Raw genomic sequence first — 16690 nt, 5'->3', positions numbered from 1 at the left:
TTTTAAGCAGTCAGCCCGCATTTGCTATAGCCGATGTTGTGCGGTCGTGCTTTTTATTTTTTCTGGTTCATATTTTCGTTCACAATATTTTGACGACCTGAAACAATGAGTTCGTCCATTGTATATGGGTCAAAATCATCTGACATCACAAAAAACTTTGCTGTGATTGTATTGTCTTGTCCATAATCCTTGTCAATGTTAAAAGTCTGACCTGGTCGCGAAGTGCTTAGTTTATCTGCAATAATTTGTTGTAAATTTTTCAAATCCTGAATAGTTCCGGCAATGTAGTCTTCTGTTATTACAGGTTTGTCCCAAGTCATTATTTTAAGATAACTATAAGGTCCAAAATGGCCGTGTTCCGAAATAATTTCGTTTTGAGGGTTATTCGTGTACTTTTCTAGCAGACTCACAAAGTTTTGAAATCCTTTCTTGCTACCATAAAATCTCCATTGATTAACATCTATTCTGTCGTCACGGTCGTAATAGAAGCCAAGGTTTCGCCATTCATCAACCATCATTTTGTCAAGGTCTATTTTTTGATTGCTCATATTTGACTTCTTCTAATTTCTGTCGGTCGTTTTTGCATGCCGCACAACGGTTTTGTATATGGCTCGTAACGTGCAAATTATGAAAATATTTTCGGATTGAGCACGAGCCGAATTTTTTAATTTTTCTTATTACCTTTTTTCTCAATAAGCCAAATTAAAAAATTTGGCGGACTGGCAAATATGCATTAACTTCGTCAAAGCAACTGACTAGCTATGAGTTATATACGTTGTTGTAGCCAGTTTTTCTCGATACTGCTGTTCAATTACTCTTCCAAATTCCGCTTTATTGGTTCTTAATAATTCCATCCCTTTTCCATTTACGATAGTCGGATTCAAATCTCTTAAATGATTGTCGCTCCAAATGCCTAGTTCAATGATTATTGGTATCATTGCCAATCCTTTCTCGGTTAAAAGATAGATATTAGATTTCTTATTGTTCGGAAGTCTGGTTTTGATAATAATTCCAAACTCCTCAAGTTGTTTCAATTTCGCAGTCAATATATTGGTAGCAATTCCTTCATCACTTTCTGTAAAGTCTTTAAAAGTTTGCTTGTTTTCTATAAGCATCTGTTTCACGATAACCAACATCCATTTATCGCCTATAATATCTAAAGCCGAAGTAAAAGGGCAATTGCATCTAAATTTTGTTTCCATTCTCTTTTATTCCTTTTATCGGCTACAAAGGTAACAAATTATATTTTTTACTTGCAAAATGAAATTAATTTAATTAATTACTTGCTTTTTAAAAGTAATGTTATATTTTTGCTTGCGAATTACAAGTAATAAATATTAATAAAAAATGAAATCAATGAAAAAGGTACTCACCGTATTTGTGTTAGCAGGTATTCTTGCTTCCTGCAACACATCTAAAACAAATGCAACAAGCGAGAGTAATCAATCACAAGAAAAAACAATGAACAACAAAGAAATCGTAGGCAATTTCTTGGGTGCTGTAGCCAAACAAGATGCAGAGAAAATGCGAAAATTTGCCAATGCAGATTATATACAGCACAATCCATTCGTTCCAACAGGACTTGAACCATTTATAGGTCTATTGCCAGTTTTAAAAGAAAACGGAACATACGCTGAAAACGTTCGACTATTTCAAGACGGTAACTATGTATTTATGCATAACATTTGGCATAATGCAAAACCATTTGGTGCAGATGAAATGGTAGCATTTGATATTATACGTGTTGATGAAAACGGAAAAGTAGCAGAGCATTGGGATGCAATGACTGTTTTGGGTAAAGAAACGGCGAGTGGAAGAACACAAACTGATGGTCCAACAACCGTTGAAGATTTAGATAAAACAGAAGCAAATAAAGCCTTGGCAGTTTCCCTTATTGAAGATGTTTTGATGGGTAAAAATCCCAGCAAGATAACTGAATACATAAGTGCAGAACAATACGATCAACACAACCCACAAATTAAAGATGGATTAAACGGAATTGTGGAAGCCGTTGAATATCTAACCTCTCAAAATAATATGTTTAAATATACCAAAATCCACAAAGTATTAGGTGAAGGCAACTTCGTGCTCACAGTAAGCGAAGGTGAATGGAATGGTGGTAAAAAACACGCATTTTACGACTTGTTCAGAATGAAAGATGGTAAAATCGTAGAACATTGGGATGTGATTCAAGAAATACCAACCGAAGGATTGGCTCATAATAACGGAATGTTTGGTTTTAAAAATTAATAGAAATGAAAAATATAATTATCACAGGAAGTAGTAGTGGTTTTGGACTAAAAGCCGCTAAAGATTTTGCCGATAAAGGCGACAAGGTATTCGCAACAATGCGAAATCCAAACGGAAAAAACCTTAAGGTTAAAACAGAATTGGAAGAATATTCATCTAACATAAAAGTGGTAGATATGGATGTAACCAATGATATGTCTGTTACAAATGCAATGAATACAATCTTTTCGGAAGCAGAAAATATTGATATTCTAATTAATAATGCAGGTATTATGTACATCGGCATTACGGAAGCCTATAGCGTTGAGCAAGCAAAATTTCAAATGGAAACCAATTATTTTGGTGCAATCAGAACCATTCAAGCAGTTTTGCCAAGTATGCGTAAAGCTGGCAAAGGTTTAATAATAAACACATCTTCGTTAGTTGGCCGTATGTCTCCACCGTTCTTTGGAACTTACACCGCTACAAAGCACGCTTTGGAAGGATATTCGCAAGCATTACGTTATGAAGTTTCTTCGTTTGGCGTTGATGTCGTTATGGTAGAACCTGGACCTTTTGGAACAGGATTGTTGGCTTCTGGTCAGGCTCCTGCACATTCTGAAGTTCTTGATACTTACGGTGAATTGGCAGGTGTACCAGCTGCAATGGGCGAAAATTTTGCTCAAATGTTGCAAAGTGAAGATGCTCCAGACCCACAATGGGTAGTGGATGCTTATCTGAAATTAGCCGAAACGCCTTTTGGCAGTCGTCCAACTCGAACGGTCGTTGGAATTACTTGGGGCGTTGATGAAATTAACAAATTGACACAACCTATTCAAGATAGAGTTCTTAAAGAAATGCAGTTAGAAAATGTACTTGGTGGCGTTTCAGCATAACCAATCCACTTTCAAATAATCAAATATAATCACAAAGGTTTCGGCACTTGTGATTTTTTTATTTCAGCCTTGTTTGTAATTAAAATGCTGGATTTTTGTCAAATTGGCTACAACGTGTTTGTATATGAAAAGTAAAGGGTTGATTTTCAATGCTTTTCGGACGTTGTTGCTGTTAAATATTTGCTCTCACTTTAGGCAGAGAACTGTTGCCTTTATTTTTTATATACGGTGTTGTACACAGTACTTTTATTTTCCACTTCGCTTGTCAGTCCGATTTAGTTTTCTAATTTAGTCAGAAAATATTTAATTATGACTGATAAAGAAATATTAGAAAAAGAAGTGACTAAATTTAAAGAGCTTTTTAATTCCGTTCTACAAGACTTTTCAGAGTATTTAGATGAACTTTCGTCAGAGGACTATAAAGAATCCGAAGTCAAAAATGAGATAGAACTTAAAAAAGTCAGATTGGTTAAATATATAGATAAAAATTTTCCTTCACAAGAGTCTAAAATTGTCAATGGTGTTGTTATTCAACATCCTAACAATGTTGTAAATTTCAATCTTAATCAAACATATTCTCAAATGAGTAATGAATTTGAAAATTTACATAAGACTTACGTTGATGGTCTTTAGGGTTATAATTTTTTACCATATATTCGACCCCTTTTAACATTTTCAAGTGATATTCCACTATCTCTATTTCAGACATATTTCCTTTTCTAATAGCTTGTGCAATATGCATTTCAAAATTTCCTAATAATAGTGGTGTAATATTTTTATCAATTTCCTCGTTTGTCAGTTGTTTCACGTTCTGTTTTGGTATTGTGTACAACGTGATGTATATGGTTTGTTGCGTGTTTTAAGCACCTAATTTAGCAAATACAAACCGAATAGAAAATCCGAGAGGATTTTCGTAAGTAGGCTAGAACTAGCAATAAATTATATACGGTGTTAGCCTTTGTTTTTTTCATAATTTATTCTTTTTTTAGCCAAATGGTGAACCAATTACGTGAAGGACAATATCAGAAATAAAATGCACTAACATTGCCATAACCAGACCATAACGCCAAAATATCCAACCAAATGTTGTTCCTGTAATTACATTTCCTAATATTATAGTTCCGATTACGATTGGTGTCTGGTCGAAATAATTACTTGACATTGGAATATGTATAAGTCCAAATAAAAAAGCAGTTATTATATTCCCAGTCCATACTATTCCATTGAAAGCAGTTTTTGCTTTAATAATGTATTTAATTGCAGTTACTATTAAAGACATAATTCCTAAACGGAATATTATCTCTTCAGTAATTCCAGCTGAAAAAGAAGCGAATAGGCTAGGTATTGCTGAAGGATGTTTGGCTTTTGGAACTCCCATTGGAATTATTAATTCCTGAATTTTAAGTAATACTAAAATTACTATTCCTAAAATAATGCCACATAGAATGCTTGTAGTTATTATTTTTTTATTAAAAACCTGAGAAAATGTTTTTCCAGATAATTTTTCTACAATTAAAGGTGCTCCAAGGTTTGCTTTAGAAGATATCCATAATCCAATCCAAATAAGGATAGAACCCAAAATTAAAGCCGTAATTCCATTTGAAACTATTGATTGAAGCATTGAAGAGTTCTCCAACTCATTAGCTTTAGAAGTTAATTCTTTAACAGCTCTAGAATGAGGTATATTAACAATAGCTGCTACAACAAACATAACTAATAAGCACCAAAAGGTTTTCCATCGGAATTTTGTCTGATTCTCTTGATTACGTATTATAGGTTTTGGTAAAGATAAGTTCATTTATTGTTCACAGTATTTTTTAATAAAGGCTAACGTGTTTGTATAAGATTAGTTGCGTGTTTTAAGCACCTAATTTAGCAAATACAAACCGAATAGAAAATCCGCGAGGATTTTCGTAAGTAAGCTTGCACTAGCAATTAATTTTATACGGTGTTAGCAACTGGGCTTTATTTTGTTTTTTTCTTTTTAATTCCGTCGAATATTCCTGTATTCAGCCCAATGAAAATTTTATTTTCAACTAACTCCATTTCTTTTTCAGACAAATTTGTTTTATTCAAGAACAAATCTCTGAAGTTTCTTTCTGCTCGAGCTTGCATATGGCGAATTCGTGGTGGTATTTCTTCTCCTTTAGTAAAAATTATTAAATGGCAGTCTTCTGCTTTTAGTCTTTTACCAACTAATTCCCACCATTTATTATCTGTATCTCCAATCGATGAGCCAAAAATGCAAATTAAGTTTGCAGAATTAATTTTGGCTGTAAATTGTCGGTCAATATTATTTCTATTTGCTTTATTACATTCACTTTTTATCAGAGACTCTAAAATATCACGGTCTTTATGAAAATCTTGATTTGAAACTTGTGAAATATCATTCACCCCAAGTACCATATCATTGTCCAAATAACCGTGAATATGCTTTATTTGTCCAAGTTTAATGGAAGCATTACCATTGTGATTTGCAAGTAAAACATTTTGTGTTTTCTCTCCGAATATTTTCTCAATTACTGTAGTGTAGTTAAAAGTAAAGATATTTAAATCCCATTGATGATTTGCCCATTTCCGTTTTTTAGCAACAAGAACTTCCTTGTCGGCAGGTAAGAAAAGATTTTCCGGATAGCTTAAATATTGAAAAAATTTTGGTTGGTCGAATGTGTAATTTTCCAACTTCTGTTCCTCAAGTCGTAAATATTTAGAAAGTTCTTCTCCTATGTCTAGAGTAATATCATCAAATTCCTCAATTTTTTTTAAATGTTGAGTGTAATCGCCGAGAGCCAATTCTAAATCTGCCCAACTATCATAAGTTTTAGAAATATGTTCTTTAAGTTTCTGAACATTTGGGTTTTTAGATTCAACTGTTTCATAATACTTGTAAAAGTCATTGTAACTTGTTTTCAAATCTAAATTTAGGTCAAATCCGTTTCCAATGATGTAAAGTATTTGCATTCAGTTCTGGTTTTAATTGGTTTCTTTCGCCTTGTTGCTAACGTGTTTGTATATGGTTTGTTGCGTGGTTTAGCACGTAATTTAGCAAATAAAAACCGAATAGAAAATCCGCGAGGATTTTCGTAAGTAGGCTAGAACCAGCAATAAATTATATACGGTGTTGCCAACAGTACTTATTTCCACTTTTCTATTAATTCTATTACACCTTTTTTAATTCCGCTATAAAATTCTCCGTTTTTAAATTCAGGTATTATTTTTTCGTCAATTACTTTTTTACAAACTTCGTCAGTCAAAATCAATTCAGTTCCAGTTCCAGTTGCAATTCCGATTTGTCTGCAAGGATTACACACAACTATTGTCAATCCGTTATTTTTTTCAGCCGTTCCAACTCCCCAAGTTTGTCCTAAATCCGTTGCGAATTTTTGGATATCGTTATATGGTTTTATGCTGTCAACTGTAACCACAACAATTTGTCTTGTCGTTTCAATATCGTAATCATAAAGTATTTTCGATAATTCAGTTCGTTGTGATTCCGTGAAAATTTTTCCGTAATCATTTATAATTCCAATTGGTTTTGGAATAGAACTTTTTTCTGTGTTCGAAAAATCAATTTCAGTTGTCGTTTTTTTAGTTTCCGTTTCTTGAGCAATTCCTTTGCAGGAAAGAAAATTTAAAGTTAAGAAAAGGATTAATATTTTAGTTCCGATTTTCATTTTCGTATTGTTGGCAACGTGTTATATGATTATATTTATTAACGTTATCCCGTAACTATGTCAGGATAACGTGAGTTTTTTGTTAACGTTATCCTGTAAAGATAACTTTGTTACTATACTATCCAACGGACTTTTAATTTCTTGTAAATCTTTTTTCGTAACATGAGTATATATCATAGTAGTCTCTGGTCTACTATGACCTAGTAATTCTTGTATGTATCTAATATCAATTCCATTTTCTAGCATATGTGTTGCATAACTATGCCTTAGTGTGTGAGGAGTTACTCTTTTTGTAATATTTGCTAGTTTACAACTCTGTTTTAAAAATGCTCTAACTGAGGATGCACTATATTTTCCACCTTTTGGATTTTCTATAAAATATTTCTTAGGACTATAGGAATTGTAGTAATTTTTAATTAGTGGAAAAATAGATTTGGCTATCGTTACATATCTATCCTTTCTTCCTTTAGAATTTCTAATATGCAATTGCAATCTTTTAAAGTCAAAATCTTTTAATTCTAAACTTATAAGTTCTCCAACTCTAAGCCCCGAACCATATAGCATTGCAATTACAACTCTATGTTTTAAGTTTTTAGTGGTTTGTAATAGGCTTAAAACTTCATTAAAGTTTAATACAACTGGAAGTCTTTTGTCCTTTTGTGGCATGTGTATTTTTTCAACATTAATCGAACAAGCAGGATAAAAGTAAGCAAAGTGTTTTAAACTACTTACCATTTGCCTGTGGGTACTTACAGAATAATTTAAAGTTCCAACACACCATTCTATATATAGTCTAACATCATTTTCATTTAGTTCACTAAGACTTTTGTTAGTTGTAAAGCGTAAAAAATTTTGAACAAATCCACTATAAGTTGTAACGGTACTCTCGCTAAACCTTTTTCCTTTTAAGAACTTAACAAAGTGTTGAAATAATATTCTTTTTTCTTTATTTAAAGGTTTTAAACCTTGATGTTCACTTTTTTTTATCGTGAAATCATCATTAGTAGTCAAATCATTTATTAGAAGAATGCCCCCTTTCTTCAAATGTTTTTTAAAGTTATCAAGTCTAGATTCTTGAAAATAAAAGTAAAATGTCCTTAAGGTTTTTGACCAATAAATACCGTCAAATTTTTTAATGTATTCTTTGGTGTTAAAATCAAATTTGAAACTTACAGCAATGCAGTTTTTCGATCTATGAATAATTGGTTCTAAACTAACTGAAACCATAAAATTAAAATTATGATTAATTAATATCAATATATAAATTAATTTTTAAATGTATATTTGAATTATTATTAATCTATCGAACACCAAACTGAACACGTTTTTGAACACGATAGTATAATAGCGGGGGTTGCAATGCGTTAAAAATGCCTTTTTTGTGTTCAACTTTGAACTCATAACCCGAAGGTCACTGGTTCGAGTCCAGTTCCCGCTACTAGAGAAGAAAGTCAGCATTTTTGCTGTCTTTCTTCGTTTTAGTACCCTTTATACCTTTTGCTATACTTGCTTTTAGCTCAAATAAACGATTTACTTTCTTAGTTAGATATTGTTTTTTTTAGTTCACGACTAAAACCTTTGGAAATACTAACTCCTGTACCTTTCTTTTCACCTTATAAGCTCTAGATTCTCAGTAAAAAATTAATGCTTTGAGATAAGTTTGCAGAGTCATTTATCATTTTTCGAGGTAAGATATTTTTTTAGCGCTTTCGTTTTTGAGAATAACTTATGTTCTTTTCATTTTCTGTAACAACTGTTACTAACAATCAATTCAATTCCTCATATTATTGTATTCAAATCCAAAATTATTTTGAAAAGAACATATCTTTATAGTTTATTGTTTCTAAAATGTCCACAATGCCGACAAGGAAAGTTTCTCGAAGCACACCCGTACAGGCTTTCCAATATGAATAAGGTTAAGGAAAAGTGTCCCAAATGCGGTTTACAATATTCAATTGAGCCTGCATTTTATACGGGTTCTATGTATGTTTCCTATGCTGTAGGCATTGCGGTGGGCGTGGCTATATTCGTGCTCACTTACTTTACAGGTTTGGCAAGTCACCCTCTTACAATATTTGGTTATATTGTACTAGGATTATTTTTATTGATGCCCTACATTGGAGCAGTCTCAAAATCAATCTGGGCGCATTTCTTTTTCAAGTACAAACCTACAATAGCAAAGCAAGTAAACAATGATTCAAGAACTTAAAAAATACTATGGTGGACAATTTGAGCCAGCACTTATAGAAGAAATAAATCGAGTAGGTACTTTTATGGAAGTGCCAGAAGGTCAAGATTTAATGAGACCAGGACAGTATATAAAATCGATGCCTTTGTTGCTATCTGGTAGTATCAAAATAATGCGTCCAGATGATGAAGGCGAAGAATTACTATTATACCATCTTGAAAAAGGCGATACTTGCGCGATGACCATGACCTGCTGTATGGGCAATACCAAAAGTGAGATACACGCCATAACCGAAACACCTGCTAAACTCTTAATGATTCCAATTGGCAAAATGGAAGAATGGTCCAGTAAATATAAAACTTGGCGAAACTTTGTATTTACGAGCTATCATAACCGTATGATGGAAATGCTTGAGAGTATTGACAACATAGCATTTAACAATATGGATGATCGCTTGGAAAATTATATTCAGGATAAAATCGAAATTTTAAATAGCAAGCATCTCTACACTACTCATAAAGAGATTGCTAACGACTTACATACAAGTCGCGTTGTAGTTTCAAGACTACTCAAAAAGATGGAAAATAATAAGAAAATAAAATTACACCGCAATTTTATCGAAGTCCTGTAACATCGGTTACAAACACTAATTAAACCTACAAGTATATTTGTCCTATAATTAAAATGACAAATGGAAATTGTTGAAGTTTTAGGATATATAGGAGCACTCATAATAGGGCTCGTTTTAGGTTTAATTGGTGGTGGTGGCTCTATTCTTACTGTACCTATTTTGGTATATGCCCTAACGCTCAATCCTGTGATTGCGACAGCCTACTCACTTTTTGTAGTAGGAACTACATCTCTCGTAGGCGCCATAAAAAATATGTTTAAAGGAATGGTCGATTTCAGAACTGCCATCATATTTGCAATCCCGGCATTTATCGCAGTTTATATTACCAGAGCATTTTTAATCCCCATAATTCCTGAAGAACTTTTCAACATAGGTAATTTTATGGTCACTAAGAACTTGGCTATAATGTTATTTTTTGCCTTTATAATGCTATTGGCATCAATTTCAATGATTCGCAACAAGCGAAAGGAAATAGATGAAGATACTCAAATAGTCTACAATTATCCACTCATTATAATAGAAGGCCTCGTTGTAGGAATCATAACAGGAATTGTAGGTGCAGGTGGGGGGTTTTTAATCATTCCTGCATTGGTCTTGCTGGCTAAACTACCAATGAAAAAAGCCGTGGCGACCTCATTATTTATTATCGCTATCAAGTCCCTCATAGGCTTCTTAGGTGACGTACAAAATCTCGATATCGACTGGCCATTTCTTTTAATATTTACAGCTATTTCGGTAGTGGGAATATTCATTGGTATTTGGCTAAACAAATTTATAGACGGAAAAAAACTCAAGAAGGCCTTTGGTTGGTTTGTGCTGGTTATGGGGGTTTACATTATTTATAAAGAGCTCGTAATGTAACTTGTGTTACCAAAAAAAAGAATTTGACAAGTTAATTTTACACTTATAATCTCGCTTTCGCGAAAGTGTAATAACCACAAAAGCGAAAGCATAAATTCAAACATTATGAAAGTAGAACAAATTTATACCGGATGTCTGGCACACGCAGCCTATTATATTGAGAGCAACGGCGAAGCTGCCATTTTTGATCCATTGCGCGAAGTAGAACCTTATTTGGACCGCGCCAAAAACGACAATGCAAAAATTAAGTATGTGTTTGAAACACACTTTCACGCAGACTTTGTAAGTGGTCACTTAGACCTTCATAAAAAAGCGGACGCTGATATTGTTTTTGGTCCAGGTGCTGCACCTGCCTATGAAGCCATAACGGCTGAAGATAATCAGGTTTTTGAGGTGGGAGATTATAAAGTGAAAGTAATCCACACACCAGGTCACACTATGGAGAGTACAACTTATCTTCTTATAGATGAAAAAGGGAATGAACACGGCATCATTACTGGAGATACCCTTTTTATAGGAGATGTTGGGCGTCCAGACCTTGCACAGCATGTTGTTTCTGAACTTACTGAAGAAAAATTAGCTGGACACCTATATGATTCACTTCGTAATAAAATTATGCCCTTGAGTGATGATTTAATCGTTTACCCTAATCACGGAGCTGGTTCTGCTTGCGGAAAAATGATGAGTAAGGAAACAACAGATACTTTAGGGAACCAGAAAAAATACAATTATGCCTTGCGTCCGGATATGACCAAAGAAGAATTCATTAAAGAATTACTTACAGGCCTCACTACACCACCGGGCTACTTCCCACAAAATGTATTGATGAATATTAAGGGATATGATAGTCTTGATGATGTAAAGAATCGCGCAGAAACACCGCTCAATCCAGAAGCTTTTGAAGCAGCTGCAAATGAGACAGGTGCTTTAATGCTCGACACCAGAGATGCCGAAGAATTTGCAAAAGGCTTCATCCCAAACAGTATCAATATAGGGTTGGACGGTAACTTTGCGCAATGGGTAGGCGAATTGATTCCCGATGTAAAGCAACAGATATTGTTGATTACAGACGTTGGGAAAGAAGATGAAGCCATTACACGTCTTTCACGAGTGGGTTACGATTACACCATTGGATATTTACAAGATGGTTTCGAAAGTTGGAATAAGGCCGATAAGTCTTTTAATACAGTAGAAAGAATTGATGTAAAAACAATTGCTTCTAAATATGAAGAAAAACCAGTAATTTTTGATGTACGGAAGAAAAGCGAGTTTGATTCGGAGCATATTATTGGAGCAGAGAATGTTCCTCTAAATGAAATTAATGAGCATTTATCTGAAATTCCTAAAGATGGTCCAGTATATCTGCACTGTGCTGGTGGTTATCGCAGTATGATTGCCGCTTCCATATTGAAACAGCGTGGTTGGGACAATATTACTGACGTTCGTGGTGGTTTCAAAGCACTTGCAGAAACAGAAATTCCAAAATCTGAATATATCTGTCCTACCACGTTACTTTAAAAATAATATAGTATGAAAATCGAACAAATTTATACAGGATGTCTGGCACAAGGAGCCTACTATATTGAAAGTAATGGCGAAGTAGCCATTATTGACCCATTACGTGAAGTACAACCTTATATTGATAAGGCTGAAGCTGCTGGAGCAAAAATTAAATATATTTTTGAAACCCATTTTCACGCCGACTTTGTATCGGGTCACGTAACCTTATCAGAAAAAACGGGTGCACCCATCATTTATGGACCGAATGCGAATCCAAATTTTGATGCAATCACAGCAAATGATGGACAGGAATTCAAATTGGGTGAGCTCACTTTTGTCGTCCTGCACACACCAGGACACACGATGGAAAGTACCACATATTTGCTTAGGGACAAATATGGCAAAGACCACGCCTTATTTACTGGCGATACACTTTTCCTTGGCGATGTAGGAAGACCGGATTTAGCGCAGAAAGCAGCAGATATGACGCAGGAAGAATTGGCTGGAACGCTATATGATAGCCTTCGCAACAAAATAATGCCTTTACCAGATGACATTACGGTGTACCCAGCGCACGGTGCAGGTTCTGCCTGTGGTAAGAATATGATGAAGGAAACGGTGGACACTTTGGGAAATCAAAGAGAAATGAATTACGCTTTGCGTCCCGATATGACCAAGGAAGAGTTCGTAAAAGAAGTAACCGATGGTCTGTTACCACCACCAGCCTATTTCCCGCTGAACGTAAAGATGAACAAGGAAGGTTATAAAAATATTGAAGAAGTTATCGCTCAAGGCGAAAATGCACTATCACCAAACGCCTTTGAGGCTGCTGCAAATGAAACGGGTGCAGTAATGCTGGACACAAGACACCAGAGCGATTTTGCAAAAGGACATATCCCAGGTTCCATATTTATAGGCATAGACGGAAGCTTTGCACCGTGGGTGGGCGATTTAATCAAAGATGTGAAACAACCTATTTTATTAATAGCAGAAAAAGACCGTATCGAAGAAGTCATTACAAGATTATCAAGAGTTGGTTTTGATAATACAATAGGCTATTTAGATGGTGGTTTTGAGGCGTGGAAAAAAGCGTCAAAAGAATACGATATGGTTACATCTATTCCTGCTGCCGAATTTAAACAAGTGACGGACGATTCAGAAAACGAAGTATCTGTTTTTGATGTGAGAAAACCGGGCGAGTTCCAGAGCGAGCACGTTGTAAACGCACATCACACGTCGCTTTCTGAACTCAACGAGCATCTTGCAGAGTTCCCAGATAATGAAACCTTTTACGTGCATTGTGCTGGAGGGTATCGTAGTATGATTGCTGCATCTATCTTGAAAAGTCGCGGCATTCATAATTTAATAGATGTACAAGGTGGTTTTAAAGCCATTAAAGAAGCAGGCGTTGAAACCACGGACTATGTGTGTCCTTCAACATTGAAATAAACATTGGTTTTTAGTTAAGTTGATTAGTAGAAAAGTGACTGGAAACGGTCACTTTTTTATTTGCTCAAAACCAAAGTAGTCATGGCCCGCACATCCTGCACATTAGTCGTCTTTACAGATTCGAGAAGTGTTAGGCTAAATTCTATAATCAGTTGATTGATACGTTCCCGCGTTAAATAATAAGTGCCTTTTTTTCCATTTTCCTTGTATCTGATTTCAGGAGCATTGCCATCCAACCCTATATTTGATGCCATCCTAATGAGCAGCATTCCACCAGGTTTCAGCACACGTATCAATTCTGAAAACATAGTCGTAAAATGGGTTTCGCTTTCCGCGAAATGTAACACGGCACAGCATAAAATATGGTCAAAATTGTTTTCGCCGTAAGGCAAATTATCCAATGTGCCAACCGTCAAATTTTCAGCTGCTTTAGGGTAATTTTGTTTAGCAGTTAATAAAAATTCAGAATTTGCATCTATTCCAAATAGTTCAAAATCGTTTTGATAGAACCACTTCAGATTTCGGCCTTTACCACAACCAGCATCTAAAATAGATTGGCCATTTAGATAACGACCCTTCAATATTTGGTCGATGACATAAATGTCAACGTTTCCCAATGTGTCAAAAGTAGTTTTGTAATCCATATATAAGTTGATATAGCGCTTCTGCAAAATAACCGAAACTATTCCTTGTTTGTGTAACGCTTGTTACTGTTTTCGGAAAGTAATCTTAATACTTTTATACCAATAAATAAAAACAATATTATGGAAAACACGGAAACAACTACAGTGCAAACAATGCCAAGAATAGGCGATAAAGCACCCGATTTTAAAGCAAAAACAACCAAAGGGGATATGCAAATGGCCGACTTTGCAAAGGATAAATGGATTGTGATGTTCTCGCATCCAGCCGATTTTACACCTGTGTGTACAACCGAAATGAGTGGCTTTGCAGTTCGTAAAGATGAATTTACTGCGCTCAATACAGAATTGCTGGGATTGAGCATAGACAGCATACACTCGCATTTGGGATGGGTAAGCAACGTCAAGGAAAAAACAGGCGTTTATTTTGACTTTCCCATCATTGCGGATATTGATATGAAAGTATCAAAGCTCTACGGAATGCTACAGCCCAATGAAAGCGAAACAGCCGCAGTACGTGCCGTATTCTTTATCGACCCTAAAAAGAAAATCCGTTTGATAATGTACTACCCACTAAACGTAGGTAGAAATATGGATGAGATTTTAAGAGCGTTGGAAGCACTACAAACCTCAGATGAACACGGCGTAGCAATGCCTCTCGATTGGAAGAAAGGCGACAAGGTAATCGTACCACCGCCAAAAACACTCGACGAAATGAAAGCAAGAATGGAGGATGAAAGCTGTGAGAAAGTGGACTTCTATCTGGCGAAAAAATCATTGTAATTAAATAAGGTTGGTTTTTAGTTCGAGCTTGTTTAAAATTCAATCAATAGATTCTTAAATAGGCTCAATGGTTGGTTAGTGGAAAAGCGGCAAGTAATTGTCGCTTTTTTTTGACTATGGTAACATTGGTTACGGACTCTTGCTTCTATGCTACTTAATTTTACAATGAAAAAGAAACACATTTAATGAAAAATATAATTTTAATTATGGCACTATTTAGTACACTATTTGGAGCAAATGCACAAAAATCAGACACAATAAAAATTCTTGCCGCATCAGATTTCAACAAAGCAATTGAGAAAAACAATGTTCAATTGGTCGATGTTAGAACCGCTCAAGAATTCAATCAAGGCGCAATTGAAAGCGCTTTAAATATCGACTTCTTTCAACAAGACAACTTTACAAGCGAATTTGAAAAGTTAGATAAGGATCAACCTGTTTATCTCTACTGTCGTTCCGGTAACCGAAGCTATCAGGCAGCTAAAAAATTGGAAGTAATGGGCTTTAAAGAAATTTATGATTTAAAAGGTGGCTATATGAAATGGCCCTATAAAAATTAAAAAGATGAAAACAACGCTCAAATTACAAAATGTTAAATGTGGTGGTTGCACAAATGGTATTGCTGTGCGATTACTAAAAATTTCAGGCATAAACGATGTGCAGATAGGTGATGGCTCTTCTGAAGTTTCTTTCACGTACGAGACGGTAAATGACCTTGCAATTGTAGAGCGAACACTTACCCAAATGGGTTATCCACCAGAAGGACTAGAGAATACTATTAGGAATAAAGCAAAATCCTTTGTTAGCTGTGCGACAGGAAAAATGAACTTGAGTTTATGAAGTATTTCTTTTTTATAGGTATTTCACTTTTGCTATTCATAGGCTGTAATCAAAAAAAGACGCAGATGTATCAAACAGCTAATCTGACTGATACTATTGTTAGTCAAGGTAATGCTGGAAAAAAATTGATGGAAACCCAATGTTATGTATGCCACAACCCGAGTACAAATCACGATGCGCGCATTGCACCACCCATGGTGGCTATAAAATCGCATTACCTGACCGATAATATCACTAAAGAAAAATTTACCGATGCCATATGGAAATTTGTACAAAAACCAAGTGAAGAAAAGTCTAAAATGAGAGGTGCGGTCCGTAGGTTTGGAGTAATGCCTTATCAACCTTTTAATGAAGAAGAAATCCGTCAAATTGCAGCCTATATGTACGATTATAAAATTGATGAACCCGAATGGTTCAAAAAACATATAGAGGAAGAAAGCAATGGCAAAATGAAGTATCGCAATGATGGAAAAAAGATGGGTGCTACCAATGCTGAAGAAAAGAAATCACCGGCAGAAAAAGGTCTGGAATATGCCTTAAACACCAAAAAAGAATTGGGCAAAAACCTTATGGGCACCATTCAGAAAAAGGGAACTGTTGAGGCAGTTACATTTTGCAATGTGCGCGCCTATCCCCTTACAGATAGTATGGCAACGGCTCAAAATGCTACCATAAAGCGGGTAAGCGATAAACCTCGGAATCCTAAAAATCTGGCTAGTGCAAAAGAACTAAAAATCATCGAACAGTTTAAAGAGGCAGTTGCTAATGGCGAAGACTATCAACCTGTAACTGAAGTGGAAAACGGACGCAATACATTCTATTATCCCATAACCACAAATTCTATGTGTTTGCAATGCCACGGTATTCCTAATAAAAGCATACAACCTGAAGTGCTTACAACTATTAAGGATTTATATCCTAATGATAAAGCGACAGGTTATGATAGTAACGAGGTGCGCGGAATGTGGGCGATAGAATTTGACGAGACGGAATAAGAA

The 16690-nt window shown here is 35.1% G+C and carries 19 protein-coding genes; 12 read left to right on the top strand and 7 right to left on the bottom strand.

All coding sequences use genetic code 11. The features are described 5' to 3' along the window. Positions 1–53: 53 nt before the first annotated feature. Both RM538_RS09340 and RM538_RS09335 read right to left on the bottom strand, forming a co-directional pair. Complete coding sequence (locus tag RM538_RS09340; protein WP_311333163.1) at positions 54–548, bottom strand: hypothetical protein; 495 nt, start codon at positions 546–548, stop codon at positions 54–56. A gap of 207 nt (positions 549–755) precedes the next feature. Further along, the gene (locus tag RM538_RS09335; RefSeq protein ID WP_311333162.1) at positions 756–1202 is read right to left on the bottom strand and encodes a winged helix-turn-helix transcriptional regulator; all 447 of its coding nucleotides are present in this window, start codon (positions 1200–1202) and stop codon (positions 756–758) included. Between the two features lie 154 nt (positions 1203–1356). Here RM538_RS09335 and RM538_RS09330 point away from each other — a divergent pair, with 154 nt between their 5' ends. The 3 genes from RM538_RS09330 to RM538_RS09320 all read left to right on the top strand — a co-directional run bounded on the left by RM538_RS09330 (position 1357) and on the right by RM538_RS09320 (position 3758). Beyond that, the gene (locus tag RM538_RS09330; protein WP_311333161.1) at positions 1357–2250 is read left to right on the top strand and encodes a nuclear transport factor 2 family protein; all 894 of its coding nucleotides are present in this window, start codon (positions 1357–1359) and stop codon (positions 2248–2250) included. A 5-nt stretch (positions 2251–2255) separates the two neighbouring features. Then, positions 2256–3125, top strand: coding sequence for an SDR family oxidoreductase (locus tag RM538_RS09325; RefSeq protein WP_311333160.1), 870 nt, complete (start codon positions 2256–2258; stop codon positions 3123–3125). Between the two features lie 309 nt (positions 3126–3434). Further along, the gene (locus RM538_RS09320; protein ID WP_311333159.1) at positions 3435–3758 is read left to right on the top strand and encodes a hypothetical protein; all 324 of its coding nucleotides are present in this window, start codon (positions 3435–3437) and stop codon (positions 3756–3758) included. A 352-nt stretch (positions 3759–4110) separates the two neighbouring features. Here the strand turns inward: RM538_RS09320 and RM538_RS09315 are convergent, their stop codons facing one another. From RM538_RS09315 to xerA, 4 genes are all read right to left on the bottom strand, one after another. Further along, entirely contained in the window at positions 4111–4923 is an 813-nt protein-coding gene (locus RM538_RS09315) for a CPBP family intramembrane glutamic endopeptidase (protein WP_311333158.1), read from the bottom strand. Positions 4924–5090: 167 nt separating this feature from the next. Continuing rightward, positions 5091–6086, bottom strand: coding sequence for an AbiH family protein (locus RM538_RS09310; RefSeq protein ID WP_311333157.1), 996 nt, complete (start codon positions 6084–6086; stop codon positions 5091–5093). Between the two features lie 173 nt (positions 6087–6259). Continuing rightward, entirely contained in the window at positions 6260–6799 is a 540-nt protein-coding gene (locus tag RM538_RS09305) for a TPM domain-containing protein (RefSeq protein ID WP_311333156.1), read from the bottom strand. Positions 6800–6859: 60 nt separating this feature from the next. Then, a complete protein-coding gene (gene xerA / locus RM538_RS09300; RefSeq protein ID WP_311333155.1) occupies positions 6860–7843 on the bottom strand; it encodes a site-specific tyrosine recombinase/integron integrase in 984 nt (327 codons plus the stop codon). Positions 7844–8705: 862 nt separating this feature from the next. Between xerA and RM538_RS09295 the strand changes: the two genes are divergently transcribed. From RM538_RS09295 to RM538_RS09275, 5 genes are all read left to right on the top strand, one after another. Beyond that, positions 8706–9008: a DUF983 domain-containing protein gene (locus RM538_RS09295; RefSeq protein WP_311333154.1), complete on the top strand. Its 303-nt coding sequence runs from the start codon at positions 8706–8708 to the stop codon at positions 9006–9008. Further along, positions 8992–9618 carry a Crp/Fnr family transcriptional regulator gene (locus tag RM538_RS09290; RefSeq protein ID WP_311333153.1) on the top strand — a complete coding sequence of 209 codons (627 nt, stop codon included), beginning with the start codon at positions 8992–8994 and terminating at the stop codon, positions 9616–9618. The genes RM538_RS09295 and RM538_RS09290 overlap by 17 nt, the downstream gene beginning before the upstream one ends. Before the next feature lie 60 nt (positions 9619–9678). Beyond that, positions 9679–10479 (top strand): sulfite exporter TauE/SafE family protein, encoded by an 801-nt coding sequence (locus RM538_RS09285; RefSeq protein WP_311333152.1) that lies wholly within the window; start codon positions 9679–9681, stop codon positions 10477–10479. A gap of 105 nt (positions 10480–10584) precedes the next feature. Further along, positions 10585–11997, top strand: coding sequence for an MBL fold metallo-hydrolase (locus tag RM538_RS09280; protein WP_311333151.1), 1413 nt, complete (start codon positions 10585–10587; stop codon positions 11995–11997). Between the two features lie 12 nt (positions 11998–12009). Continuing rightward, the gene (locus tag RM538_RS09275; RefSeq protein ID WP_311333150.1) at positions 12010–13428 is read left to right on the top strand and encodes an MBL fold metallo-hydrolase; all 1419 of its coding nucleotides are present in this window, start codon (positions 12010–12012) and stop codon (positions 13426–13428) included. 56 nt (positions 13429–13484) lie between these two features. Here RM538_RS09275 and RM538_RS09270 read toward each other — a convergent pair whose 3' ends face one another. After that, complete coding sequence (locus tag RM538_RS09270; RefSeq protein ID WP_311333149.1) at positions 13485–14072, bottom strand: class I SAM-dependent methyltransferase; 588 nt, start codon at positions 14070–14072, stop codon at positions 13485–13487. Positions 14073–14192: 120 nt separating this feature from the next. Between RM538_RS09270 and RM538_RS09265 the strand changes: the two genes are divergently transcribed. From RM538_RS09265 to RM538_RS09250, 4 genes are all read left to right on the top strand, one after another. After that, entirely contained in the window at positions 14193–14852 is a 660-nt protein-coding gene (locus RM538_RS09265) for a peroxiredoxin (protein ID WP_311333148.1), read from the top strand. Positions 14853–15037: 185 nt separating this feature from the next. Continuing rightward, the gene (locus RM538_RS09260; protein ID WP_311333147.1) at positions 15038–15412 is read left to right on the top strand and encodes a rhodanese-like domain-containing protein; all 375 of its coding nucleotides are present in this window, start codon (positions 15038–15040) and stop codon (positions 15410–15412) included. A 4-nt stretch (positions 15413–15416) separates the two neighbouring features. After that, positions 15417–15692, top strand: coding sequence for a heavy-metal-associated domain-containing protein (locus RM538_RS09255; protein WP_311333146.1), 276 nt, complete (start codon positions 15417–15419; stop codon positions 15690–15692). 125 nt (positions 15693–15817) lie between these two features. Continuing rightward, positions 15818–16687: a DUF3365 domain-containing protein gene (locus RM538_RS09250; RefSeq protein WP_311333145.1), complete on the top strand. Its 870-nt coding sequence runs from the start codon at positions 15818–15820 to the stop codon at positions 16685–16687. The last annotated feature ends 3 nt before the right edge of the window (positions 16688–16690 follow it).

The organism is Patiriisocius hiemis, from assembly GCF_031846325.1.
In the GTDB taxonomy this organism is placed as follows: domain Bacteria; phylum Bacteroidota; class Bacteroidia; order Flavobacteriales; family Flavobacteriaceae; genus Patiriisocius_A; species Patiriisocius_A hiemis.
This window is presented reverse-complemented; position numbering and strand designations above follow the sequence as displayed.